Origin of the sequence: Olleya sp. Ti.3.14 (genome assembly GCF_038154885.1) — a bacterium.
Lineage (GTDB): Bacteria > Bacteroidota > Bacteroidia > Flavobacteriales > Flavobacteriaceae > Olleya.
Genome location: NZ_JBAKAO010000007.1, coordinates 42,797 through 68,848 on the forward strand (window position 1 = coordinate 42,797; position 26,052 = coordinate 68,848).

Here is a 26,052-nt window from a genome sequence, read left to right on the forward strand (position 1 = left end):
ATGTCAGAGTTAATTAAGGGTATTCTAAACAATCAAAATTCTTTTCAAATTAGAAACGAGAACTGGGAATCTACATTAGAAATATCTAAGGTAGGTATTTGGGATTTTTGCGCGTCCAGTCAATCCGTTTTTTTTTCTAAACCATCTAAAGCTATTATAGGCTTTGAAAACGACGACACATTTGGGCAAAATATAAACGATTGGAATGATCGTGTACATCCTGAAGATAAGGAACAATACCATAAGGATTTTCAAGAGCACATTAATGGAATAAAACCCTATTACGAAAACAAACATAGGGTAAAGCATAAAGATGGATCTTATAGATGGGTTTTAGATCGTGGTAAAGTTATCGAAAAAAATAAGCAAGGAGAAGCTTCTAGATTTATTGGAACACATGTAGATATAACAAAATACGCTTTAAATGAATTAAAAGTACAGGAAACTTTAGATTTAGTAGTTAAGCAAAATAGTAAACTGCAAAACTTTGCACACATTGTGACTCATAATTTAAAGCAACATGCAGGAAATTTTGAAAGCCTTTTAGACTTTTATAAAGAAGCGCAAACTGTGTCTGAAAAAGACCAAATGATGGAGTATTTAATTACTTTATCTAAATCTTTATCCAAAACTATAAGTAATTTAAACGAAATAGTTACTGTACAATCCAAGCAAAAAACAGATACTGACAAGCTATGTATTAATACTGAAATTAATACCGTTTTAACGGACTTAAATTATCATATATCAGAAAACCACGCATTAATACATAATAATACAACTCCAGACTGTTTTTTAAATTTTAACACCTCTTATTTTCACAGTATTATACAAAACTTAGTATTAAACGCTATAAAGTACAAGCATCCACAACGTCATCCAGAAATACATATAAGTAGCACATGCACGGAACAGACTATTGAAATACAAATTACAGATAATGGCTGCGGTATAGATTTAAAAAAGTTTGGTAAGGATATCTTTGGATTATATAAGACGTTTCATAAAAACCATGACTCTGAAGGTGTGGGATTATATTTAGTAAAAAATCAAATTGAAGCTTTTGGTGGAACAATTACTGTAGAAAGTACTGTAAATTTAGGAACCACGTTTACTATAACGCTCCTTAATTAACAAGAATAATCTTCCTAAACAAAAAATAGAATCACACTTAATCGATGATATTAGTATTTAATCTAAAAATAATGCGCTTTATCGATATAATTATTTATTTCATCTAAGCATCTTGTAATCAATCATAAATTTGGATATTTGCTTGCACGTCAAATACAGTCTAAAATGAAGATTAATGAAAATGCTAAAAATGAAGATTCAACTTTTGAAGAGTTGAAATGGAAATTTGCCTTACAAAATTCAGGTATAGGACTTTGGGACTGGAATTCTAAAACAAGTAAAGTTTTTTACTCAAGAGAATCTAAACAAATTATAGGTTTTAATGATGACGAAATAAGCTCTGAAGCTTCAGAATGGGATAAGCGTGTGCATAAAGATGATATTGATGATTACTATGAAGACTTCAATAATCATATTAATGGAGACAATCCAGAATATAAAAACATACATAGAATACTGCATAAAGACAATACCTACAGATGGATTTTGGATCAAGGTAAAATTATTGAGTATGATGATAATGGTAAACCTGTTAGAATAATAGGCACACATACTGATATTACCAAACAAAAAGAAACGGAACGCTCCTTAAAAAAATCTATAGATTTAATAACAGTGCAAAACAATAGACTTCAAAGTTTTGCGCATATAGTATCTCATAATTTAAAAGAATACGCTAGTAATTTTGAAAGCATTATCACATTTCATGATGAAGCAGATACGCAAGCGGAAAAGCAAGAGATGTTTAGACATTTAAGGACTGTTTCTAAGGCGTTATCTAAAACATTACTTAACCTACGTCAAATTGTAAGCGTACAGTCTAAAAAACACGTTAAAGGCAGTGTAATATCTGTTAGTCATGAGGTAAATTTAGCAGTAAACGATTTATCATATCTTATAGCCGAAAGTAGCACTATATTGTATAATAATGTCGAGCATGATTACAATATTTGTTTTAGCTCGTCTTACTTCCAAAGTATAATGCACAACTTAATTACTAATGCAATTAAGTACAAACATCCAGATCGTAAACCAGAAATAACAATATCATCTAATTGCACAAAGGACAATTTGGAGTTAACCATTACTGATAACGGTTTAGGATTAGATTTAGATAGATATGGTAACGAGGTTTTTGGATTATATAAAACGTTTCATAAAAATAAAGATGCTGAAGGTGTTGGTTTGTATTTAATTAAAAGCCAATTAGAAGCTTTTGGAGGTACAATAACTATAGATAGTACTAAAGATGTAGGATCCACATTTAATATTATTATACCAAAGCAAAAAAAAATCCAGCTATAAGCTGGATTTTTTATTTGAACTATATTAAAACTACTTAGCAATATTAACTGCTCTAGTTTCTCTGATTACTGTAACTTTTACTTGTCCTGGATATGTCATATCTGTTTGTATTTTTTGAGAAATACTAAAGGATAAGTCTGCAGCATTTTGATCGCTTACTTTTTCGCTTTCGACAATTACACGTAATTCTCTACCAGCTTGTATAGCGTATGCTTTTTTAACTCCATTAAATCCAAATGCTATTTCTTCTAAATCTTTTAAACGCTGGATATAACTATCTAAAACTTGACGTCTTGCTCCTGGTCTTGCTCCTGATATAGCATCACAAACTTGGATTATTGGAGATAATAAAGATTTCATCTCTATTTCATCGTGATGGGCTCCAATAGCATTACAAACCTCTTCTTTTTCGCCATATTTTTCTGCCCATTGCATACCTAAAATAGCGTGTGGTGTTTCCATATCTGCTTCTGCATCTGGCACTTTACCAATATCGTGTAATAATCCTGCACGTTTAGCCAGTTTAGGATTTAAACCTAATTCTGCTGCCATAACACCACATAATTTAGCGACTTCACGCGAGTGTTGTAATAAATTTTGTCCGTAAGATGAACGATACTTCATACGACCTACCATTTTAATTAATTCTGGATGCAATCCATGAATACCTAAATCGATAACTGTACGCTTACCTACTTCAATAATTTCTTGCTCTATTTGCTTAGTTGTTTTTTGAACAACTTCTTCAATACGTGCTGGATGTATACGTCCATCTGTTACTAATTTATGTAATGATAAACGGGCTACTTCTCTTCTAACCGAATCAAAACATGATAAAATAATTGCTTCTGGTGTATCATCTACAATAATCTCTACTCCTGTTGCAGCTTCAATTGCACGAATATTACGACCTTCACGACCAATAATACGTCCTTTTACATCGTCACTTTCAATGTTAAATACAGATACGCAATTATCTACAGCTTCCTCTGTACCTATACGTTGAATGGTATTAATAATAATTTTTTTAGCGTCTTGTTGAGCAGTCAATTTAGCTTCTTCCATCTTGTCTTGTACGTAAGACATAGCTTCACTTTTAGCTTCACCTTTTAAAGACTCTACTAATTGTGATTTAGCTTCTTCTGCAGATAGACTAGAGATAACTTCTAATTGCTCTACTTGACTTTTATGTAATCTATCTAACTCTTCTTGTTTTTTTTCTAAAACATCAAGTCTATGGTTATAATCTTTTACTTTTTCTTCTATGTCTGTATTTAGTTTTTTGTTTTTTGATAACTCACTAGATACTTGAGACTCTTTATCTCTGATACGTTTTTCTGTATCAGCCATTTTTTTATCACGCGATAAGATTACCTTTTCGTGTTCTGCTTTTAATTCTAAAAATTTTTCTTTTGCTTGAAGTATTTTGTCTTTTTTGATGCCTTCTCCTTCAACATTTGCTTCTTTTAAAATGCCTGCTGCCGATTTTTTAGCGCCTTTAATAAGTTTAGAAGCGTTATTTTTTTCAAGCACTTTAGCAATTATAAAACCTACTATGGCTCCAATAGCAAGACCTGCTATAATTAAAATTGTATTATCCATTTTTGATTGTTTATGTATATAAAAAAAGCCTACACTAATTTAGTTTTGTATAAACTCCTTAAAAACAAGTTTAGGGCTAACAAGCTGATCAAGGATCTGCCCAAACAGTGATAAATCACTATTAGCAGCATGCTTTTACAACTTAAAACTCACCCTTTTTAAAGAATTAACGTTGAGTTTATCAAAAAAATAATTAATGTAGGCAGTAACCTAATATTGTTATGTTATAAGAACGTATTATAAACTAAGATGCGATTTTAACATGTCATTTAAAGCTTCTAACTTATCCTGAACATGCTCCTCCACATGGTTTTTATCTAAGGCTTTCTGTTCTACTTGACTAGCAAATTGTAAAGCGCACATGGCTAAAACATCTTGCTTATCTCGCACAGAATAGCTTTGCTCAAATTTGGTAATCATAGCCTCTATCTTCTTTGCTGCTAAACGCAGTCCTTCTTCTTGACTAGGTACAATAGTTAAAGGGTAGACTCTATTTGCAATAGATAACTTTATTTTAAGCGTGTCTGCCATAAAAACTATATAATATTAACTAGAAAGTTGGCTTATACAATGGTCAATCTCTCTAATTAATGTGTTTATTTTGAGCTTTGTTTCTCGTTTATCGTTGTCACTGCCTAGTATGGTATTAGCCATTTTTAAAGTGTCATACTTTTCTTGCCAACTCTTTAATTCTAAATCCTTAGCAACTAACTTAGATTGTGATTGTTCTAAAGCTTCTTTAAGCTTTGCGTTTTCTAGTTTTAAAACTTGTTGCCTTGATAAGACCTTTCTAATTTTATTTTCTAGCGCATCAACAATGGTTTCAATCTTACTCATTAACTAATACTATACTTATCTTACAAAGTTAATCAAACCTTAACACTTTGCAATTAATTTTTCATAAATTTTTATTATATCTTAAATTTAACTCATTATCAATTAAATGGCTTAGTCTTTGATTTTACTTTGGTAATTAAAACCTAATTTATATTTTAGCAGTAACCATTTATTTATGCGACACATACTTTTATTACTCGTTTTTTTAACAACATCGTCTATTGCACAAAACATTTATCCACAGGATTACTTTAGATCTCCCTTGGATATAGAGTTGGTCTTATCAGGGACATTTGCTGAGCTTAGAAGCAATCATTTTCATTCTGGATTAGATATTAAAACTAAGCAACGAGAAGGTTTAAGTGTCTATGCTGCTGCTAGTGGTTATATAAGCAGAATTAAAATTTCGCATTACGGTTACGGTAAAGCTATTTATATTACACATCCTAATGGATATGTTACTGTCCATGGACATTTACAACGTTTTTCGGACAAGGTTGAAGCCTATGTAAAAAAGCATCAATATGAAAAGGAAAGTTTTGAAATAGAATTATTTCCGGACATGAACGATTTAATAGTCACTAAAGGTGAAGTCTTTGCTTATTCCGGAAATACAGGTGGTTCTGGTGGACCACACCTTCATTTTGAAATTAGAGATAATCAAGAACGACCTATTAATCCTTTACTATTTGGATTAAAAGTTAAAGACAGTAAAAAGCCAATTGTAAAAAGCATGTATGCTTATCCAATAAATGATTTATCACATGTTAATGGTAGTAATTTAAAACAAAAACTGCGTGTAATTCCTCAAAAAAATGGAGATTATAAAGTAGAAGATTTAACTGCTTACGGAAAAATAGGCTTTGCTGTTAACACTATAGATCAACAAGATTTAGCTGCTAATAAAAATGGTGTTTACAAAATTGAAACCTTTTATAATGGAGCACAAAATTTTACAATTGATTTTAGAAAATTTTCTTTTGACGAAACTAAGCATCTAAATAGATTAATAGATTACACGCATTATAAAGATGAAAAAGAGCGTCTTCAAAAATTATTTTTAGACACCAATAACCCGTTAAGCCTATACAAAGACAAGATTGATGATGGGTATTTAGTTATTTACGATACTGTTTCTAACGTTTATAAAGTTAAAATCTCAGATTTTGAAGGCAACGAAACTAATATTGATGTAAACATTAAAGGTGAGGATAAACAACCAAATGATGTTTCTAAAAACTTTACGTCTCCCTATTACATCAAATCAGGAGAAGCAAACGTTTTAGAAAACCAAAATATAAAAGTAGAATTTCCTAGGGAGACCTTTTATGACGATTTTTTTATAGATTTTAGAGTTAATGGTGATACTTTAAAATTACACGAAAACAACCTAGCGTCTAAAAAATATTTTACCATAAGCTACGATGTAAGTAATTACAACCCTGAAGATTTAAAACAAGTTTATATTGCCAGATTAGTTGGATGGAATAATTTTTTAAGCTACTCCTCTACTCAAAGAAAAGATAATACCCTTTTTACTAGAACTAAAAACTTAGGAACTTACTGTTTAGCTAGAGATACTGTTAATCCAACAATAACACCTATTAGTTTTAAAGATGGTCAGTGGTTAAGTAAATACCGTTTTTTAAAAGTTAAAATTGACGACAAACATACAGGTATATCCAACTATAGAGCAACCTTAAATGGTCAGTGGATTTTAATGGAATATGATTACAAAAAGAAAACCTTAACATACGATTTTAATGATAAAGTCGTTACAGACACTAAAAACAATTTAAAAATTATTGTAACAGATAATGTAGGAAATAGCAGTACATTTGAAGCAAGCTTTTTTAGAAAATAACACACCTACCCTTGGACAAACCTAACTATACCATTAGATTATTAGCTTTTTTATTCCCTTTATTTTGCTTAGCGCAAACAGGAACTATAAAAGGCGTCATTTTAAACGAATTTAATCAGCCTATTGATGCTGTTAATATTAAAAGTGACGATAATGGAGTGCAAACCAACAACAACGGTTTTTTCGAAATTAAAATTCCTGCAAATAAAAATGTGAAAATTATATTTTCTCATGTTTCGCATAAAAATATCATTGCCACCTTCAATTTAAAAAATGGAGAAATATTAGAGTTTAATCCCGTTTTAAAAGAAAATGTAGAGCAAATAGAAACGGTCGTTATTAGTGGAAAAAGACGAAAGGATGTGGAAGGTATTGTAAATATTGATCCAGCCACCTTGAAAAAAATACCTGGTGCTCAAGCAGGTGTAGAAAATTTACTTAAAACATTACCAGGTGTTAGTAGTAATAATGAGCTAAGCACACAATACTCGGTTAGAGGTGGGAATTATGACGAAAACTTAATTTATGTGAACGGAATTGAAGTGTATAGACCTTTTTTAATAAGATCTGGACAACAAGAAGGCTTAAGTTTTGTTAACTCGGATTTAGTACAAAATGTAGATTTTTCAGCAGGTGGATTCCAAGCTAAATATGGAGACAAATTATCGTCTGTACTAGATATTACGTATCGTAAACCAACAGACAACACAGTAGCAATTGACGCCAGTTTATTAGGTGCAAGTGTCGCTTTAGAAAACGTTAGCAAAGATTCAAAATTTACAAGTATCGTTGGATTACGTTACAGAGATAATAGCTTATTGGTAAATGCTAAAGAAACCGAAACTAATTTTAATCCAACCTTTGCAGACGTACAAAGTTATTTAACTTACCAATTTACAGACAAATTAGAAGTTAGCTTTTTAGGTAATGCATCACTTAATAAATACAATTATATTCCATTAACTAGACAAACTAACTTTGGGACCTTAGATAATCCTCAAGCTTTAATTGTACAATATCAAGGTCAAGAAAAAGACAGATACCAAACGCTTTTTGGTGCTTTATGTGCAAATTACGATGTAAATGATGATTTATCTTTAGCCTTAGTAACCTCTACCTATCATACCACTGAAGAAGAATATTTTGACATTTTAGCGCAATATGCTTTAGGAGAAGTTAATAGTAATATTGGTGATGAAAATTTAGGTGAAGTAGAATTTGCAGAAGGCATAGGTAGCCAATTAAATCATGGTCGTAACGATTTAGATGCATTAATTACTAATGTTGAAGCTAAAGGTACTTATACTAAAAATGAAAACGAATTTAAATTTTCTATCAAGTATACTAATGAAGATATTAGAGATCGGTTAGTAGAATGGGAAGTTATCGATTCAGCAGGATTTTCTATAAATCCACCAAGTTCTGACGCTTTTAATGACCAACCCTACACGCCATATGAAGGCCCATTAGAAGCTTACCAAAATGTTAAAGCCAGAAACAATACAACCATAAGTAGATTACAAGCTTATGTGCAATGGAGTAAAAGATCCTCCATTGGAGAACATGATGTGTGGTACAACGCTGGTGTTAGAAGTCATAGTTGGACTGTTAACGACCAAGGGACCAATCAAGACGTATCACAATCTGTTTTTAGTCCTCGTGCGCAATTTGCAATAAAACCAAATTGGGACAAAGACATGCTATTTAGACTAAGTGGTGGTTTATATTATCAGCCTCCTTTTTACAGAGAGTTACGTGATCAAAACGGAGTTGTACAACCTAACGTTAAAGCTCAAAAATCTGTACATTTAGTATTAGGTAACGATTACAGCTTTAAAATGTGGGACAGACCCTTTAAATTAACTAGTGAGGCGTATTATAAAAAACTTACAGACGTTAATCCATATACATTAGAAAACGTGCGTATTAGATATCGTGCTACAAATAATGCTGAAGCCTATGCTTATGGATTAGATTTAAGACTAAATGGCGAGTTTGTTCCTGGTACGGAAAGCTGGTTTAGTTTTGGGTATCTAAAAACAGAAGAGAATATTAACGACAGAGGTTATATTGCTAGACCTACAGATCAACGTCTTAAATTTGCTGCATTGTTTCAGGATTATGTACCAAATATACCTAGCATGAAAATGTATTTAAACTTAGTTTATAATACAGGATTACCAGGTGGATCGCCAAGTTATGCAGATCCTTATGTGTTTCAAAATAGATTACCAGACTACAAACGTGCAGATATTGGTTTTCAGTTTGTGTTAGTAGATAAAGACAAGCAATTTGATAGTGGTTGGAAAAAACCATTTAAAGATTTGTCGTTTGGATTTGAAATTTTTAATGTCTTTAATGTACAAAATTCCATCACTAATACTTGGGTAAGGGATGTGTACAGTAAACGTCAATACGCTATACCAAACTATTTAACACCACGTGTTTTTAATGTAAGAACCACGATGCGTTTTTAAAATGAAAAGTTGCTTCGTTTTAATCATTTGGCTTTGCAGCTCCTTTTGTATTTCTCAAAACAAATTAGCACAACAAACAATTGACCAATTAAACGAACAATTAAAAATTTATGAAACCCTTTCGCCTCATGGAGATTTGTATTCATATAAAGATTTAAAACTATCCAAAACTGATATTAAGTCATTTGATGGAAGTGATGATGCTATAAACGATTCCTTGCAACCCTATGCTGCTATTGAAACCATTCAGCATAAAATATTAACCTTAATTAATGTTATTTTTATTTTGAAATCCACTGAAGATTTTGATTTAACAGACAAATTATATAACAACATTAGTTACCTAAAAAGTGACGATAACAAGCTTCACAACCTAGTATTTTATGTCAAATCTGGAGGCTCTTATCAATCCAGAATATCTGTTATTTATTATAAACAAAACACCGAATACCAAAAAGTTTACGATACTTACACAGATGAAGGTGATAGCACTCTATTTAAACCTGATGGCTATGATAACTTACAGACACTAACCACTAACACTCAGGTAAAATATTTGTTACAAGGAAGTGTCAAAACTTGTGGTATGTGTTTTTATAATTACATTACACTTTTGCATCTTGAAAACGATGTATTTACAGTAGATTTTGAATACACAACAGATTCTAGATCGTACGATACCATACTAGATTATGACATTAACAATCAAACCATAACAGTAAATTATCAAACAGATGACTTAAGTGGTCCTGAATGTTTTTGCGAACAAAATAACGAGGAAAACAATGCTAATTTTGAGGATGATAGTACCTTAGAAAAAGAATGTTATTGCCTATTTAAGTTTAATGGTGACACGTTTATTTTAAAAGAACAGAGTGAAACCGTAATTAAAAGAAATTAAAATTAAATACCATGAAAACCGTATTACTACTTTTATCAATACTAGTCTCTAGTTACAGTTTAGCTCAGGATATAAACACACATTACTATACATTTAATTTAGAAAAAGAAATAACTAAAGACGAATTTGAAAAAAGATATTCTAACTATGACACCTCTCAAAATGTTGTTGAAATAAAAAAAAATGATACTAGTATTATTAAAATGTTACACCCCAGAAAACAATTTGATGTATTAGATCCAATAGTTTTAGATTCCTTAAAAGGGTATTTAAACTATCTAACTAATAAAAAAAACGTCTTTAAAGATTATATTGTTATTAACTACTTTTCTGGTGACGAGCCTTATGAATCGTTTAATTCTGAGACTAAAAGTTATGTCGTAGATAAAGGGTATATCAAAAAAATCAAAAAACTTTTAAATTGTAATCAGTTTTCTATTTATAAGGAAAAAAAAGATATTAAATATTTTGACAATAAAAAACTCTGGATAAAAGATGATTTAGGTGTTATTAAAAACTTGTTTTTTTATTACCAAATTCCCTACGGAAGTTTTGTGATTATCAAATCGGATGGAACTTTTATATCATTACATGGAGAGCATAATAAAGATATGGTTTATCAAATCGCTGAAGAAATAAAAAAAGACATTAAAAAAGTAGAACATTACACTTATGACTTTAAACAAAAAATAGAACCATCAAAATTTGATAGTCTATTATATAATTCAATTAAAGGAAACAGGAATTTTGAATTAAATTTTGAAAGCGATAGTATTTTTTATAAGATGATACATCCTGCAAGACGTTATGGTATATTAAAAAAACACCAACTAGACTCGGTTAAAAACTATATTAACAAAATCTCAAAAACTCAAAATACCTTTAAAGATTATATTGTTATAAATTATAACTCTGGTGATACTCCAAATAAAGATTTAAGTAGCGAAAGCACAGCTTATATATACAAAACTGATTATCAAAAACAACTTAATACAATTATCGATTGCAATCAATTTTGGGTCTTTAAAGATGATAAAAACATAAAATACCGCAATAAAAAAAATATAAATTGGATTAAAGACGACGCTTCTGTTTTTAAAAACCTGTTTTTTAAATATCAAATTCCATTTGGTAGTTTTGTTATCATTAAATCTGACGGTAGATATATAGTTAACTATGGTGAATACTACCCAGAAATGGTTTATGATGTAGCTAAAGAAGTTTCTGGTCAAAGCAATAATCACGTAACAAGCTCTACTAATCTATCCAAAATTGAAGCGTTTAAAGCCAATCAAAACTTTACGATTACTAAACCTCATGATTGGTTCGAGGTGTTTCATCATGGTTATGTTAGTTATACACCAATACAACCAAATGACAATCATTTTAAAACCATTGTGTCTATTTTTCAACATAACATAAATACAAAAGCTTTACCATTTAATACGTTTGTTGATAATCAAATTAAACAATATAAAGATGTGGTATCAATTTATAATGCGTCATTAAAAGAAGTAAACAATCACTTAGGAACGGTATATATCCATAAATTTGAAACTGAAACACACCAAGTCATTGTTATGTATTTTCAAAATAATGGACACTATTATCAATATAAATATTCTGCAATAGATAAAAGCTTTAAAAAACATCTAAACAGTGCGTTGCTAATATTAGATAGTATTAGTTTTAAATAACAAATTACAGTCTAGCCTTAAAAAGTTACAATTGAGTAAGTACTATTATTCTACAAATAGTATTGGTAGTACATTTGAGATATACAAAACCAAAAACCATGTCTTACACTACCCTAATGTATCTTCATCTTGCAACTATACTTCCAGCTTTTGTTTTAGGAACAGTTAGTTTTATTTTAAAAAAAGGAAATAACACTCATAAAATAATAGGCAGAATCTACATGCTACTAATGCTATTTACAGCTATTATAACTTTGTTTATGCCTGCTTTTGTTGGTTCAAGATTTTTAAACCATTTTGGATGGATACACCTGTTTAGTTTTTTAACAATTTACACTGTCCCAACAGCTTATATAGCCATTAAAAAAGGAGAGGTTAAACGTCATAAATTTAAAATGATAGGACTATATGTTGGTGCAATACTTGTTGCTGGAACGTTTACGTTTATGCCTGGTCGCTATATGCATAGCTTATTATTTGGGTAAAACATAAGCTTAAGAAAAAAGGAATAGGACTATTATCCAATTTAAACTAATAAATAAAAGGTGATTTCAATTAAATAGCTTTTACCCTATTTTTGATAAAATCTAAACTTGTTTTATTAAACAGTAAAGGTTGCTCCACATTTACCACATGACCACATTTTTCCACAACATACAAAATAGACGTCGAGTGTTTACTTACAATATTTTTTATTGAAGGTAAAAACAAATGATCCTCTGCTCCCATAACATAAAGGGTCGGTATTTTAATATCCTTTGCTCTAAAAAAGCGTAATAATGGATTTAACTCAGAGGTTAATTTAAACCACCTGACAAATTCCTTTTGGTATAGTTTTTTTGCTTCGTTAACAAAAAGTAATCTTGACTTTTTGTGATTTTTTCTTGGCATAATTATAAATGCAAACAGTCTATACAGATACATGTATGGTACCACGCTTTTAAATAATACGCCTACTTTAATAAGTATTTGAGATCTAAAATCAAGTTTCATTATGGCACCACCCATAATCATACTTTTAACTCTAGCAGGATGCTTTTCGGCTATGTTTCTAATCAATATTGTACCTAAAGATATACCAACAAAATGCGAGCTTTCAATTTTTAAAAAATCTATAACTTCAACAATATCATTAGTAATAGAATCAAAAGTATATTTAGTATTAAATGCATCTTTTAACTTAGGCTTACTATTACCATGACCTCGTAAATCCAGAATAAGCACATTAAATTCGGCTTTAAAATCTCGTATTTGCTTATACCATATAGAGCTGCTTCCTCCTGCTCCATGAACAAAAGTGACCCATTCATTAGAATGCGAATGTAAATATGTTGAGTAGTTTAGCAATTATTTTTTTGAATTGTAAAAGTACAATATAAAAATTCTTAAATAAATTCTTTTAACACCTCAATAACATAATCTATTTCTTCTTTTGTATTGTATTTACTAAAAGAGAACCTTATTGAAGGTTTTTGCATGTCCTCATAACATAAAATCTGTGATAATACATGACTACCTTTTGCACTTCCACTTTGACAGGCACTACCTTTAGAACAAGCAATACCTTTTAAATCTAATTGAAACAATAATATTGGTCCTTTTTCTGGTGCTATTGGTAAACAAACGTTTAAAACAGTATAAGTGCTTTTATCAAAATCCGCACTGCTTCCGTTAAATGATACTCCAGAAAAGTTTAAAACTAACTTTTCAATAAAGTACTTTTTTAGGTCCGTAATATAAGCTCTTTCTTCTTCTAAATTCTCATAAGACAATTTTAAAGCTTCTTCTAAACCAACAATATTATGTACAGCTTCTGTACCTGCACGATAACCACGTTCCTGCTCTCCTCCAAAAATTAAAGGTTTTAATCCAGAGTTTTTTCTTATAAAAGCAAAACCAACACCTTTTGGTCCATGAAACTTATGACCACTAACTGCCATAAAATCTATTGCTAACTCTTGTAAATCTAACTTGTAATGACCAACAGATTGTACAGTGTCACTGTGGAACATGGCATTATTAGCTTTACATAATTTACTAACTTTGGCAATATCTAGTATATTACCAACCTCGTTATTAACGTGCATAAGACTGACTAAAGTCTTTTGGGATGATTGTAATAAACTTTCAAGATGCTTATAATCCACATGACCATAATTATCTAAATCTACATAATCTATGCTAATACCATATTCTTTTTCCAATTGTTGTACTGTGTACAATACTGCGTGATGCTCAATCCTAGAAGTAATAATTTTTTTAACACCTAAATCTCTAACAGCACTTAATAAGGCTAAATTATCTGCTTCTGTACCTCCTGATGTAAAAACAATCTCTGATGCAGACACATTTAAATATTTAGCAACCGTCTTTCTAGCTTGCTCAATCATTGCTTTGGCAGAACGTCCAAAACTATGTGTCGAGGAAGCATTACCATAACATTGTTGCATGACTTGCGTCATTTTTTCTATAATTTCTGGTCTTAACTGCGTTGTGGCAGCACTGTCAAAATATACTGGTTTCATTGAGAATTTTGCTATTAATGGGCACAAAAATAGCTTAAATAAAATTAATTGCCTTAAGCAGCGTTATAAGTTTGACAATTCTATTATTTTTGTCTTTCAAAATTAAATTATAATGCGTAAAATTTCTGTTTTATTTACCTTGTTTTTAAGCTTTTTATCATGTGATGATGGAGATATTATAACTACTGAGTTAGAATTTGGAGACACCTTTCAAACGTGTGGTGATTTGGTACTTTACAAAGTAAAAACGGATCCTAACGAAACCTTATCCATACAACTTACAGAGCCTGGTTTTACAATTGCAGATTTAATTGAAACCGAAGCCGATCCAGACAATGCTTTGTTACTTAATTTAGTTGCTGAACAAACTACTGATTTTAGTATTGCTAATTTGTTTAAATTTAGAAGTTATACTAGCAATCCCTCCAACTTTTTTTGCAATGATGTACCACCAAGTGGGATACAAATAACTGAAGAGTTTACAGCTAGTAGTGGTAGTGCCTATTTTACAATGGAATTATTAGAGGATGATAATGATGGTATTCCTGCAGCATTGGAAGATTTAAATGGTAACGGAAACCTTTATGATGATGATACAGATGAGGATGGTTTACCTAACTTTTTAGATGCAGATGATGATGGAGACAACGTCTTAACAATAAGCGAAGGTGTAAATTATGTTGAAGGTATGACATTAGCCGAATTAAATTTAAGTGCTACAAATACAGATTTAGATTTACCTAATGGAGATAGCATCCCTAACTATTTAGATAATGATGATGATGGTGATGGTATACCGACTAGAAATGAAGAAATTAATTCTTTTGATAATAATCCAACTAATGATGTTTCAGGTAGTAGCACTGTTGCAGATTATTTAAATCCTGATTACACCAACGATAATGCGCCAACATCATTTAGAAGTCATACTATCACACAAACATTTACTATAACTTTAATTTTAGAAGGTGTTGAGTTTCCTACAATATTATATGAAGAAACTGTTTTTGGAACTTTAGAGGACTCCTCTTTATCAACTACAAGAACGTTAACACCACCATTTATTTAATTTGTATTTGGGTTTTGTAAGATATATACCTCTGTTGCACCTAAACCATACTTTTTATAATCGGCTTCATAGTACTTTACTTTATCGTATCTGCTAAATAGTGTTTCTAATTCCATTTTTAATACACCTTCTCCAACGCCATGAATAAAAACAATTTTTTGGATGCGTTTTCTTATCGCAAATTCTAATTGTTGTCTTGCAGTATCTAACTGTATTGACAGTTTGTCGTAGCTAGTCATGCCTCTTTCATTATCCACTAAATGGTGCAAATGCAAATCTACTTCCATGGTAGGTTGATAACGCTCTTTAGCTTTAACTTTTGTGGTAGAGTGACGCTTTTTCTCAGTTTTTTCAGATAAAACTTCGTTAATGGAAGCCGAGTCAAAAATATTATCTCTCAACGTAGATGATTTAATTTTGACTAACTCTGATGCATTAAAATCTAAATCAAAACCTTCATTGGTTTCAATAGTAATAACATCTCCTTTTATTAAGGTTACAATTCCAGATAAAACATCATCCAAAACATCTACCGTATCTCCTATTTTAAATTTCATTATTTTTCGTCACTTGTTTCCGTTTCAACAAACGATTCTTTTTCCCTTTTACTAGGTATGGTAGCTTGAACTTTAAAAAGACCAAACATCAAAACAATAATTCCAACAATTAATACCAGAATATTTTGTTCCTCGTTGGCATTAGCATATATCGCTACTACAGCACCAATTACAATTAAAAAGTAATATATTTTAGGCGATTTAAACATAGTTTAGTATTCAAGTTATATGTCGCAAATTTAAACTTTTATTTATTTCTTGATAAAAAAAACAATCTAAATACTAACTGATTTATTAAAAAAGACAGAAAAAAACTACACCTTTAAAAACCTGATAATGAACAAATAACAATGTTAAATTAATCTTTATTATAACAATAGTTTAACTTAAATCTTTAGCTTTGTCAAAAAATAGAATATGAAACCTACTTTCTACCTATTAATACTAACTTTACTCGGCCAACAATCCTTTGCGCAGCTTACGGTTAGAAACGATTCCTACATTTTTGGAAATGACGTAGTAATTTATGTCGAGGATGATATTAATTTAAAAGAAGTAAACTCCAACCTATATTTACGTAATGAAGCACAAATAATACAAGGTGCTGGTAATACTGGTAATTCTGGCTTAGGTAGACTTAGTGTTTATCAAGAAGGTACTGTAAATAATTACGCTTATAATTATTGGTCCTCTCCTGTCGGAAATGTTGCTACAAATAGCACTGGAAACACTCCTTTTATACCCAATCAAAACATTTTTGATATAGTAGATTTAACCAACAGTAACTTAGCAGGTTACAGTACGTCTGGTTATAATGGTACAAGTAGTCCTTTAAATATAGAAAGTTATTGGCTTTGGAAATATAATCCAGGAGCTGCTTATAGCGATTGGGATTTTGTAGGTCAATCAGGAACAGTAAATGCTGGATATGGTTTTTCCATGAAAGGAACCATAGGCTCAACTGCTGCTGCTGGTCAGCAATATGATTTTAGAGGTAAACCTAACGAAGGAGAAATTAATACAGCTGTTGTTTTAGGACAAGAAACCTTAATTGGTAACCCTTATCCTTCTGCTTTAGATGCTCGTGCTTTTATACATGATGCTAATAATACGCCTTTATTGGACTCTGGTACACTTTATTTTTGGGAACAAGACCAAACGATAAGCTCTCATATTTTAGAGGCTTACAGAGGTGGATATGGGTCATTTACTATTACCGCTTCCGGAACTGTTGGATCTTATGTACCTCCAACCTTTAACGCTTACAATTCTGACGGAACATTAAACACTACAGGTACTTCGTCAACATCAGGAAAACAAGTCAGACGCTATATACCAATTGGACAAGGTTTTATGGTAAAAGGTGCAGCTACTGGATCACTTTTAACCTCTGATAGTCATCGTGTTTTTTACAGAGAATCTGCAACCAACAGTGAGTTTTATAGAATCTCAGTCCAAAATCAAACAAATAATGAAGACCAAGTGTACGAAATCCAGTACGATAGTAATGGATTACAAATACTACCTTCCGACTACAAAAGATTTAGATTAAATATTGATTTTAACAATCTTTATACTAGACAGTTACTACATAATTTTCATGAAACTGCAACACCTAATTTTGATTATGGTTTGGAAAGTAAGGTGTTTTCTGCGTTAAATACTGATGCTAATTGGATACAAAATGAAAAGGCTTACAATACTAAAGCAGATAACTTTGAAGTTGAATTGACTATACCGATAGGTCTTAAACTAGATAATCAACAATTAATTAGGTTTAGAATATTTGATATTCAAAATTTTGAAAGTTCACAACCTATTTTTTTACATGATAAAGCACAAAACCTTTACATTAACCTAAAAGTGCAAGACTTTGAAGTAAGCTTACCACAAGGAAACTATAATGAACGTTTTGAGATTGTTTTTCAAGAAGCACAAACATTATCTAACCAAACATTTGATGAAGCTTCGTTTGTAATTCTTCAAGAAAATAAATTAAACCAACTAATTATTAAAAACCCTAATGCTATTGCATTAAAATCGGTAAAACTTTTTGATATTACTGGAAAACAGATTTTTGACAAATCAGATATTGAAACTAAAACAAGAGTTACTTTTTCGACCAAAAACTTAAGCGATGGTGTTTATGTTACTAAAATTGAAACTAAAGATGGAAGTACAATTAGTAAAAAAGTAATCATAACTAATAAATAGATTAAAAATATTTTATAAACAAAAAAGACTGTCAATGACAGTCTTTTTTTATTTCAAATCGTACTAAATTACTTTTCAAATTGTTTTAAAGTACTTGTAATAATACTAACACAATCTAATAATTCCGCTTTAGTCATTACTAATGGTGGCGCAAATCTAATAATGTTTCCGTGTGTTGGTTTAGCTAATAAACCATTATCACGTAAAGCAATACATATGTTCCATGCAGTGTCACTATCTTCTGTATCGTTAATTAAAATAGCATTAAGCAACCCTTTACCTCTAACCGAGTTTACAATATTTGAGGTCTCGATAAATTTAGATAATTCAGCTCTAAATAATTCTCCTAAATCAAAAGCGTTTTGTGCTAACTTTTCATCCTTAATAACCTCTAAAGCTGCAGTACCAATTGCAGCTGCTACAGGATTACCACCAAAAGTACTACCATGATTACCAGGTTTAATAACATTCATTACATTATCATTAGCTAATACAGCACTTACAGGATATGCACCACCAGATAACGCTTTTCCTAAAATTAAAATATCTGCTTTTACTTCAGGTGTTCCAGAACAATGTTTGTCAGCACAAGTACAATTACCACAAGTTGCTAATAAGCGTCCTGTTCTAGCAATACCTGTTTGCACTTCATCTGCAATAAATAAAACGTTATGTTTTTCACATAATGCTTTTGCTTTTGCTAAATACCCTTCACTTGGTACATAAACTCCAGCTTCACCTTGGATTGGCTCAACCAAGAAACCTGCAACATTTTTGTTACTTGTTAATACATCTTCTAAAGCTTGAAGATTATCGTATTCAATTTTAATAAATCCATTAGTATAAGGTCCAAAGTTTTTACGTGCTACAGGATCGTTAGAAAACGATATAATTGTAGTCGTACGACCATGAAAGTTATTTTCGCAAACAACAATTTCAGCTTCATTTTCGTCAATTCCTTTAACTTCATAAGCCCATTTTCTACATAGTTTTAAAGCAGTCTCAACTGCTTCGGCACCTGTATTCATTGGTAATAACTTATCGTAGTTAAACGTTTCTGTTGCAAATTTTTCAAATTTACCTAACATGTCGTTATAAAAAGCACGTGATGTTAACGTCAATGTTTGTGCTTGTTTAACCATTGCTCCTACTATTTTTGGATGACAATGTCCTTGATTAACTGCAGAGTATGCAGATAAAAAATCATAATATTTTTTTCCTTCTACGTCCCAAACATATACACCTTCACCTTTGCTTAATACAACTGGTAATGGATGGTAATTGTGTGCTCCGTATTTGTTTTCTAAGTCCATCGCTTCTTGCGACGTTAATTGGTTTAAAACAGCCATTTTTTTTATTATTTAAAAAGTTATAAAGTAGCCATTCCTTCTGTACCTTTATCCTTTCGAAAGCTCGAAAATTCAGCGTGGGAGAGAAATCATCCCTAAGAAGTTGCAAATTAATAAATATAACTTGCTAATTAAAATTATTGTGTGTAGTTTTTTACTAATAAAAAAGAAAGTACTTTTGCCACATGGCTAGAAAAAATACAAGAAAACAAATATTTACCAATGTCGAGGTAATTGATGCAGCTGCAAAAGGTAAAACTGTAGCAAAAGCACCTGATGGACGCGTTATATTTTTACCTAATGCAGTACCAGGAGATATTGTCGATGTACAAACATTTAAAAAACGTAAGGCTTATTTTGAAGGTAAGGCTACCGTGTTTCATAAACTTAGTGATAAACGAACTACTCCAGAATGTCAACATTTTGGTGTTTGTGGTGGTTGTAAGTGGCAAGACATGGGTTATGAGCATCAATTGTTTTACAAACAAAAAGAAGTTACTAATAACTTAACAAGGATTGGTCATTTGGAGTTACCTGAAGTAACACCTATTTTAGGTTCTGCTGAGCAGTATTTTTATAGAAACAAAATGGAGTTTTCATTTAGTGATTCTAGGTGGTTGACTTTAGAAGAAGTACAGTCAGAGAATGATTTAGGCGATAGAAATGCTTTAGGTTTTCATATTCCAGGAATGTGGGACAAAATATTAGACATTAAAAAATGTCATTTACAAGCAGATCCTTCTAATGCTATTAGAAACGCGGTAAGAGATTTTTCGATTAAAAATGATTTAGAATTTTTTAATACTAGAAATCAAACTGGATTGCTTCGTACCATGATGATTCGTACATCCTCAACTAAGGATATTATGGTTGTTATTCAGTTTTTTAAAGAAGATAAAGCTAAACGTGAACTATTATTAGATTATGTAGCTAACACATTTCCTGAAATTACTTCATTACAATATATTATTAACGAAAAAGCTAATGATACTATTTACGATCAAGATGTGATCTGCTATAAAGGGGAAGACCATATTTTTGAAGAAATGGAAGGTTTAACATTTAAAATTAATGCTAAATCTTTTTACCAAACTAATTCTAATCAAGCATTTGAATTATATAAATTAACTCGTGAATTTGCCGATTTAAATGGAGACGAACTAGTGTACGATTTATATACAGGTACTGGTACTATTGCACAATTTGTGTCTAAAAAAGCAAAAAAAGTAGTTGGTGTAGAGGCTGTTCCAGATGCTATTAGTGCTGCAAAAGAAAATGCTAAACGCAATAATATTACAAATTGCGAGTTTTTTGTAGGAGACATGAAAAACGTATTTAATCAAGAGTTTATTAATACACATGGTCAACCTGACGTGATTATAACAGATCCACCAAGAGATGGTATGCATAAGGATGTTGTACAACAAATATTAAACATAGCACCTAAAAAGGTGGTTTACGTAAGTTGTAATAGTGCAACACAAGCAAGAGATTTGGCTTTAATGAAAGCGCAATACGTAATAACTAAAGTGCAAGCAGTAGATATGTTTCCGCAAACACATCATGTTGAAAATATTGTACTTTTAGAAAAGAAATAGTTTTTTAAGTTTATGAAAAAAATAAAATTAATTCTACTTACAATTTGTTGCATAAGTCTTTTGACTTGCGAACGTGACGATTTGTGTCCAGAAACCACACCTACAACGCCTAGTCTAATTATTGGCTTTTTTAATAATGCTTTGCCAGAAAACCCAAAAACTGTAAATAATTTATATGTAATTGGTCTAGATAATGACAATGTATTACCTGGTTATAGTGTTGTAGATGAAGACGAATTAATTTTACCGCTTAGAACTGATCAAAATAGCACAACCTATATTTTAATTAGTGATACCGTTTTAGATACGGATGGTAATGTTACCTCTGGTAATAGTGATACTGTTACAATAACTTATGAAACTGAAGATGTTTACGTCTCTAGAGCATGCGGTTATAAAACCATATTTAATAACGTAATAGTAGCTATAGATGGCGGAACAGACGGAAATTGGATAATACTTGCGCAACCAGAAAACGATAATTTAACAATTGAAGATGAAACAACAACACACTATTACTTTAACCATTAGTCTTTTATTGTGCTTATGTTTCTCACTGCAAGCACAAGAGGAAGAACTTACTATAAAAAAAGATACAGTCAAGTTAAAATACGGTTTAAGAATAGGAACTGACGCTAGTAAGTTAATTAGAACTGCTTTAGATGATGATTATTCTGGGTTTGAACTAAACGCGGACTATAGACTTACTAGAGATTGGTTTTTAGCTGGAGAAATTGGTACTGAAGAAAAAATCACATCTAATGATTATTTAAGCGTCACTGCTAAAGGTAGCTACTTTAAAGCAGGTGTTGATTATAATATGCATAACAACTGGGATGGTTTAGACAACATGATTTACACTGGGTTTAGACTTGGTGCAAGTACATTTAGTCAAACCAGAAATAATTACACAATATATAACACTGATCAATATTGGCAACCTCAATTTTCTAGTACAGAAACAGAAGAATACAGTGGACTGTCTGCCATATGGTTTGAATTGATTATTGGTATTAAAGCTGAAGTTTTAAACAACTTATATTTTGGAATAAATGCACAACTAAAAGGTATGATAACGCAAGATCAACCTGTTGGTTTTGAAAATTTATTTGTTCCAGGATTTAATAAAACTTTTGATTCTGGTCGTATTGGTGTTGGATATGGCTACAGTATATCCTATTTAATACCTTTATTTAAAAAGAATAAATCCAAAACAGTAAAAAACGAAGACGAGGAATAATATCATAATTACAACAATTAAAAAAACCGCTTAAGATTTAAATTAATATTTATACTTAAGCGGTTTTTTCATTAGTCTTTATCCATGTACTTCCCTTTTTTACTTCCAGCATAAATCTCGTATTTAACTAATCTCGAGTCTAGCATCGCATTCATAAGATGGATTTTTCTAGACGGTCGTAAACCTACATGCTTTAAAGCATCTAAATTTGAAGTTATAAACCAAGCATTGGTATTAGGATAATTTTGTTTTAAAGTATCTCCAATGTTTTTGTAAAAACTTTCCATCTCAATATCCAAACGCTCACCATAAGGTGGATTAAAGACCATATGTAGTTTAGACTCTCCTCCTCTTTGGGTTTTAAAAAAGTCCTCGTGTTGTATAGTTATAAAATCTTCTAAATGTGCATTTGCAATGTTTTCTTTAGCCTTAGCTACAGCACTTGGTGACTTATCATAACCAATTATTTTATGATGAAAATCTCTAGTTTTTTTAATTAAAGACTCTTCTATTTTTTCAAATAAATCAACATCCCAATCGTTCCAACGCTCAAAAGCAAACTCTTTTCGCATTAAATTTGGTGGTATGTTACAAGCAATCATTGCTGCTTCGGCTAAAATGGTACCACTACCACACATAGGATCTATCAAATCTGATTGTCCATCCCAACCTGACAACATAATAATTCCTGCTGCTAAAACTTCGTTAATTGGTGCAATGTTAGTTGCTAATTTGTAACCACGTTTGTGTAAGGAATCTCCAGAAGAATCTAACGAGATATTACATTGTTCTCTATCTATATGGACATTAATTTTTACATCCGGAAATTTTAGATCTACACTTGGACGCTCACCTGTATCATCTCTAAACCTATCTACAATAGCATCTTTAGTTTTTTGAGCAATATATAACGAGTGTGTAAAAACAGTCGAGTTTATTGTTGCATCTACTGCTAAAGTACCTGTAGGCTTTAAATAAGGCGTCCAGTCCATTTTGTAAACGTGATCGTATAAATCTTGCTCAGTTTTTATCCTAAAGCTATGTATTGGTTTTAATATTTTCGTGGCTGTACGTAAAGCTAAATTTGCTTTATACATAAACCCTTTGTCACCAGAAAAACTAACATTACGCACACCTATTTTAATGTTCTGTGCGCCAAGTTGTCTAAGCTCTTTTGATAGTAACTCTTCAAAGCCAAATAAAGTTTTGGCAACCATATTGAAATTTTCTTCCATTCTTTTCGTCTATTACCTTGCAAAAATACTCTATTTTTGTCGGAAATATAACCTTTATAAATAAATGGGTTAAGGATGGAGCAATTTGTTTGAGCTCCTCGCAGAGAGCGAGTTGCGAGAGCCTGTTAAACTGGAGATTAAGCGGAAGTTTAAACCCCAAAAATAATATATGAATAAAAACGAAAATAAATGGTACGCATCTTGGTTTGATAGTCCATTTTACCACATACTTTACAAGGACAGAGATCATACTGAAGCTGAGGCTTTTATGTCCAATTTAACGGATTATTTGAATATTCCGGAACAAGGAAAAATTTTAGATTTGGCTTGCGGAAAAGGTCGTCATGCTGTGTATTTAAACTCGATTGGTTACAATGTTACAGGTGCAGATTTGTCTGAAAACAGTATTAATTACGCCAAACAATTTGAAAACGATAGCTTGCACTTTAAGGTACATAATATGTGTCAGCCTTTTGGCGAAACTTTTGATGCTGTGTTTAACTTATTTACCAGTTTTGGATATTTTGAAAATGAATCTGATAATTTAGCAACGATAAAAGCGATTAAAGCAAATTTAAACGATTTTGGTTTTGGTGTTATTGACTTTATGAATACCGAATATATTATTGAAAACTTAGTGCCTGAGAATACTAAAACGGTTGAAGGGATTGACTTTTTACAAAAAAGACGTGTTGAAAATGGCTATATAATTAAAGACATTAGCTTTAGTTTTGAAGGTGAAGACTATCAATTTCAAGAACGTGTTAAAGCGTTTAGTCTAGCAGATTTTGAGGCGTTATTTGAGCAAGCTGGTGTTTATTTATTAGATGTTTTTGGAGATTATAAGCTTAGTAAGTTTCATAAAAAAACGTCTGAACGTTTAATCATGATTTTTAAATAATTAAGGACATGAAAAATTTTTTATTACCAATTATTGCTGTTGTTTTAGGCTTTTTAATTGTCCTAATTTTTAAACCAAAACATAACCGTAATCTTAAATTACTACTAGCGTTTAGTGGTTCTTTTTTATTATCTATAACTGTTTTTCATTTTTTACCAGAAGTTTATAATAGTCAAGGCAAGCCTATTGGGTTGTTTATTATGATTGGTATTTTGTTGCAAATAATTTTAGAATTTTTCTCTAAAGGTGCAGAGCATGGTCATGTGCATATTAATAAAAACAGTGTAGAGTTTCCGTGGTTATTATTTATTAGTTTAAGTATCCATAGTGTTTTAGAAGGCATTCCAATAGAAGCTCATGATCACTTAATTTACGGAATTATTATCCACAAATTGCCTGTTGCTATTATATTATCAACCTTTTTTTTAGCGTCTAATTTAAGTCGAAATAAAATTATTTTATTTTTATTATTGTTTGCTTTAATGACGCCTTTAGGTGTATTTTTATCAACACAATTTCAGTTTTTTGAAAACTATTATTACGAAGTTTCTGCCTTAGTTATTGGTATATTTTTACATATTAGTACTACCATTTTATTTGAAAGTAGCGAAGGTCATAAATTTAATTTAGCCAAACTAAGTACCATTATTTTGGGTATTGTCATTGCTTATTTAATTTAAAATAAAAGACGTTTTCTGTTTTATAAATTTTGAAATCATATCAAAAAAGATTTCATCCAATAATGTATTAAAATTATGTTTTCTAAAGAAGAATCTAGACAAATTAAAGAACTATTTTGGACCAGTTTTGGGAAGTCATTTCCTAGAAAATGGATTTTATATAATACTAAACTAAAAGGCTTAAGCTTAAAGTTTTATTTTGATAATAAAAAAGCCTTGATAGCGCTTGACTTAGAAGACGACTTAGAAAACCGCATTAATTATTGGGAAAAACTAATGGCTTTAAAGTCTATTTTAATGGACGATTACTTACCTGACGCTATTTATGATGAAGAATTTTTATTAGATAATGGTAAAGAAATATCACGTATTTATGTGCCTTTAGGTCACAAAGTATCTATCCATAATAAAAACACATGGCAGGAAGTTATGGTGTTTTTTAATACACATATGTCGCTTCTAGAAGCTTTTTTTGAAGAATATAAGGATGTTATTGAAGGTTAGTCCACCTTGTTAATTGTACTTTCTAAAGGTTTTTTATAAAATATATGAACCCAAATAGCTCTAGAAATTTTATAATTTAAGGTGCTTAATAATAACGTGATTAATACTATTATTAAAAAGACTTTTAATGGCGAAAAGTCTATTAGGTGCCAGAATACTACTAAACTTATAATCATTTGTCCTACAGCAAGTGCGTAACTAACAAACATAGCTCCAAAGAAAAAACCTGGTTCTTTTTCAAATTTAAAATCACATACTTCACATCTAGTATTCATTTCAGGAATTTTAAAAAACAATATATTTCCACGAGTGCTAAACATTTTTCCTTTTTTACAATTAGGACATTTACATTGTATTACATTT

The 26,052-nt window shown here is 30.8% G+C and carries 25 protein-coding genes and 1 other RNA gene; 15 read left to right on the plus strand and 11 right to left on the minus strand.

Going from position 1 to position 26,052, the window contains the following annotated elements:
* Together V6251_RS10575 and V6251_RS10580 are read left to right on the plus strand one after the other, a co-directional pair.
* On the plus strand, positions 1-1,134 hold the full coding sequence (locus tag V6251_RS10575; RefSeq protein ID WP_341588191.1) for a sensor histidine kinase: 1,134 nt from the start codon (positions 1-3) through the stop codon (positions 1,132-1,134).
* Positions 1,135-1,299: 165 nt separating this feature from the next.
* A complete protein-coding gene (locus V6251_RS10580) occupies positions 1,300-2,439 on the plus strand; it encodes a sensor histidine kinase (RefSeq protein ID WP_341588192.1) in 1,140 nt (379 codons plus the stop codon).
* Positions 2,440-2,469: 30 nt separating this feature from the next.
* On the opposite strand, the gene rny is transcribed toward V6251_RS10580, so the two are convergent.
* The 4 genes from rny to V6251_RS10600 form a co-directional block, all read right to left on the minus strand.
* Positions 2,470-4,041 carry a ribonuclease Y gene (rny, locus tag V6251_RS10585; RefSeq protein ID WP_341588193.1) on the minus strand — a complete coding sequence of 524 codons (1,572 nt, stop codon included), beginning with the start codon at positions 4,039-4,041 and terminating at the stop codon, positions 2,470-2,472.
* Positions 4,042-4,092: 51 nt separating this feature from the next.
* A non-coding RNA gene (gene ssrS, locus V6251_RS10590) (6S RNA) lies at positions 4,093-4,219 on the minus strand.
* Positions 4,220-4,278: 59 nt separating this feature from the next.
* Positions 4,279-4,572, minus strand: a complete 294-nt coding sequence (locus V6251_RS10595; protein WP_341588194.1) for a cell division protein ZapA — start codon at positions 4,570-4,572, stop codon at positions 4,279-4,281.
* Positions 4,573-4,587: 15 nt separating this feature from the next.
* Positions 4,588-4,878, minus strand: coding sequence for a hypothetical protein (locus V6251_RS10600; protein WP_341588195.1), 291 nt, complete (start codon positions 4,876-4,878; stop codon positions 4,588-4,590).
* A 175-nt stretch (positions 4,879-5,053) separates the two neighbouring features.
* Between V6251_RS10600 and V6251_RS10605 the strand changes: the two genes are divergently transcribed.
* The 5 genes from V6251_RS10605 (at position 5,054) to V6251_RS10625 (ending at position 12,302) form a co-directional block, all read left to right on the plus strand.
* Positions 5,054-6,742, plus strand: coding sequence for a M23 family metallopeptidase (locus tag V6251_RS10605; RefSeq protein WP_341588196.1), 1,689 nt, complete (start codon positions 5,054-5,056; stop codon positions 6,740-6,742).
* An 11-nt stretch (positions 6,743-6,753) separates the two neighbouring features.
* The gene (locus V6251_RS10610) at positions 6,754-9,219 is read left to right on the plus strand and encodes a TonB-dependent receptor (RefSeq protein ID WP_341588197.1); all 2,466 of its coding nucleotides are present in this window, start codon (positions 6,754-6,756) and stop codon (positions 9,217-9,219) included.
* Position 9,220: 1 nt separating this feature from the next.
* Entirely contained in the window at positions 9,221-10,120 is a 900-nt protein-coding gene (locus V6251_RS10615) for a hypothetical protein (protein WP_341588198.1), read from the plus strand.
* 11 nt (positions 10,121-10,131) lie between these two features.
* The gene (locus V6251_RS10620) at positions 10,132-11,817 is read left to right on the plus strand and encodes a hypothetical protein (RefSeq protein ID WP_341588199.1); all 1,686 of its coding nucleotides are present in this window, start codon (positions 10,132-10,134) and stop codon (positions 11,815-11,817) included.
* A 98-nt stretch (positions 11,818-11,915) separates the two neighbouring features.
* Positions 11,916-12,302 carry a DUF2306 domain-containing protein gene (locus V6251_RS10625; RefSeq protein WP_341588200.1) on the plus strand — a complete coding sequence of 129 codons (387 nt, stop codon included), beginning with the start codon at positions 11,916-11,918 and terminating at the stop codon, positions 12,300-12,302.
* Positions 12,303-12,372: 70 nt separating this feature from the next.
* Here the strand turns inward: V6251_RS10625 and V6251_RS10630 are convergent, their stop codons facing one another.
* Positions 12,373-13,164: an alpha/beta fold hydrolase gene (locus V6251_RS10630; RefSeq protein ID WP_341588201.1), complete on the minus strand. Its 792-nt coding sequence runs from the start codon at positions 13,162-13,164 to the stop codon at positions 12,373-12,375.
* Between the two features lie 38 nt (positions 13,165-13,202).
* Complete coding sequence (locus V6251_RS10635; RefSeq protein WP_341588202.1) at positions 13,203-14,342, minus strand: cysteine desulfurase family protein; 1,140 nt, start codon at positions 14,340-14,342, stop codon at positions 13,203-13,205.
* Positions 14,343-14,454: 112 nt separating this feature from the next.
* Between V6251_RS10635 and V6251_RS10640 the strand changes: the two genes are divergently transcribed.
* Positions 14,455-15,411 carry a hypothetical protein gene (locus tag V6251_RS10640; RefSeq protein ID WP_341588203.1) on the plus strand — a complete coding sequence of 319 codons (957 nt, stop codon included), beginning with the start codon at positions 14,455-14,457 and terminating at the stop codon, positions 15,409-15,411.
* On the opposite strand, the gene V6251_RS10645 is transcribed toward V6251_RS10640, so the two are convergent.
* Both V6251_RS10645 and V6251_RS10650 read right to left on the minus strand, forming a co-directional pair.
* Entirely contained in the window at positions 15,408-15,968 is a 561-nt protein-coding gene (locus tag V6251_RS10645) for a Smr/MutS family protein (RefSeq protein WP_341588204.1), read from the minus strand. The two genes, V6251_RS10640 and V6251_RS10645, sit on opposite strands and share 4 nt — an antisense overlap.
* On the minus strand, positions 15,968-16,177 hold the full coding sequence (locus tag V6251_RS10650; RefSeq protein ID WP_341588205.1) for a hypothetical protein: 210 nt from the start codon (positions 16,175-16,177) through the stop codon (positions 15,968-15,970). The genes V6251_RS10645 and V6251_RS10650 overlap by 1 nt, the downstream gene beginning before the upstream one ends.
* Before the next feature lie 208 nt (positions 16,178-16,385).
* Here V6251_RS10650 and V6251_RS10655 point away from each other — a divergent pair, with 208 nt between their 5' ends.
* Complete coding sequence (locus V6251_RS10655) at positions 16,386-18,182, plus strand: T9SS type A sorting domain-containing protein (RefSeq protein ID WP_341588206.1); 1,797 nt, start codon at positions 16,386-16,388, stop codon at positions 18,180-18,182.
* A 68-nt stretch (positions 18,183-18,250) separates the two neighbouring features.
* On the opposite strand, the gene rocD is transcribed toward V6251_RS10655, so the two are convergent.
* Positions 18,251-19,531, minus strand: a complete 1,281-nt coding sequence (rocD, locus tag V6251_RS10660) for an ornithine--oxo-acid transaminase (RefSeq protein WP_341588207.1) — start codon at positions 19,529-19,531, stop codon at positions 18,251-18,253.
* A 185-nt stretch (positions 19,532-19,716) separates the two neighbouring features.
* Between rocD and rlmD the strand changes: the two genes are divergently transcribed.
* Genes rlmD through V6251_RS10675 form a run of 3 tightly spaced genes read left to right on the plus strand, consistent with a single transcriptional unit; the run spans position 19,717 to position 22,369 of the window.
* Positions 19,717-21,129 carry a 23S rRNA (uracil(1939)-C(5))-methyltransferase RlmD gene (gene rlmD / locus V6251_RS10665; RefSeq protein WP_341588208.1) on the plus strand — a complete coding sequence of 471 codons (1,413 nt, stop codon included), beginning with the start codon at positions 19,717-19,719 and terminating at the stop codon, positions 21,127-21,129.
* Between the two features lie 12 nt (positions 21,130-21,141).
* Complete coding sequence (locus tag V6251_RS10670) at positions 21,142-21,660, plus strand: DUF6452 family protein (protein WP_341588209.1); 519 nt, start codon at positions 21,142-21,144, stop codon at positions 21,658-21,660.
* The gene (locus tag V6251_RS10675) at positions 21,626-22,369 is read left to right on the plus strand and encodes a DUF6048 family protein (RefSeq protein WP_341588210.1); all 744 of its coding nucleotides are present in this window, start codon (positions 21,626-21,628) and stop codon (positions 22,367-22,369) included. The genes V6251_RS10670 and V6251_RS10675 overlap by 35 nt, the downstream gene beginning before the upstream one ends.
* 71 nt (positions 22,370-22,440) lie before the next feature.
* Here V6251_RS10675 and V6251_RS10680 read toward each other — a convergent pair whose 3' ends face one another.
* Positions 22,441-23,604, minus strand: coding sequence for a THUMP domain-containing class I SAM-dependent RNA methyltransferase (locus tag V6251_RS10680; RefSeq protein WP_341588211.1), 1,164 nt, complete (start codon positions 23,602-23,604; stop codon positions 22,441-22,443).
* A 169-nt stretch (positions 23,605-23,773) separates the two neighbouring features.
* On the opposite strand from V6251_RS10680, the gene V6251_RS10685 reads away from it, so the two are divergent.
* The 3 genes from V6251_RS10685 to V6251_RS10695 all read left to right on the plus strand — a co-directional run bounded on the left by V6251_RS10685 (position 23,774) and on the right by V6251_RS10695 (position 25,689).
* On the plus strand, positions 23,774-24,505 hold the full coding sequence (locus tag V6251_RS10685) for a class I SAM-dependent methyltransferase (RefSeq protein WP_341588212.1): 732 nt from the start codon (positions 23,774-23,776) through the stop codon (positions 24,503-24,505).
* 8 nt (positions 24,506-24,513) lie between these two features.
* The gene (locus tag V6251_RS10690) at positions 24,514-25,185 is read left to right on the plus strand and encodes a ZIP family metal transporter (RefSeq protein ID WP_145001496.1); all 672 of its coding nucleotides are present in this window, start codon (positions 24,514-24,516) and stop codon (positions 25,183-25,185) included.
* Between the two features lie 75 nt (positions 25,186-25,260).
* A complete protein-coding gene (locus V6251_RS10695) occupies positions 25,261-25,689 on the plus strand; it encodes a DUF4268 domain-containing protein (protein ID WP_341588213.1) in 429 nt (142 codons plus the stop codon).
* Here the strand turns inward: V6251_RS10695 and V6251_RS10700 are convergent.
* On the minus strand, positions 25,686-25,964 hold the full coding sequence (locus tag V6251_RS10700) for a DUF983 domain-containing protein (RefSeq protein WP_341588214.1): 279 nt from the start codon (positions 25,962-25,964) through the stop codon (positions 25,686-25,688). The genes V6251_RS10695 and V6251_RS10700 overlap by 4 nt on opposite strands.
* Between the last annotated feature and the right edge of the window lie 88 nt (positions 25,965-26,052).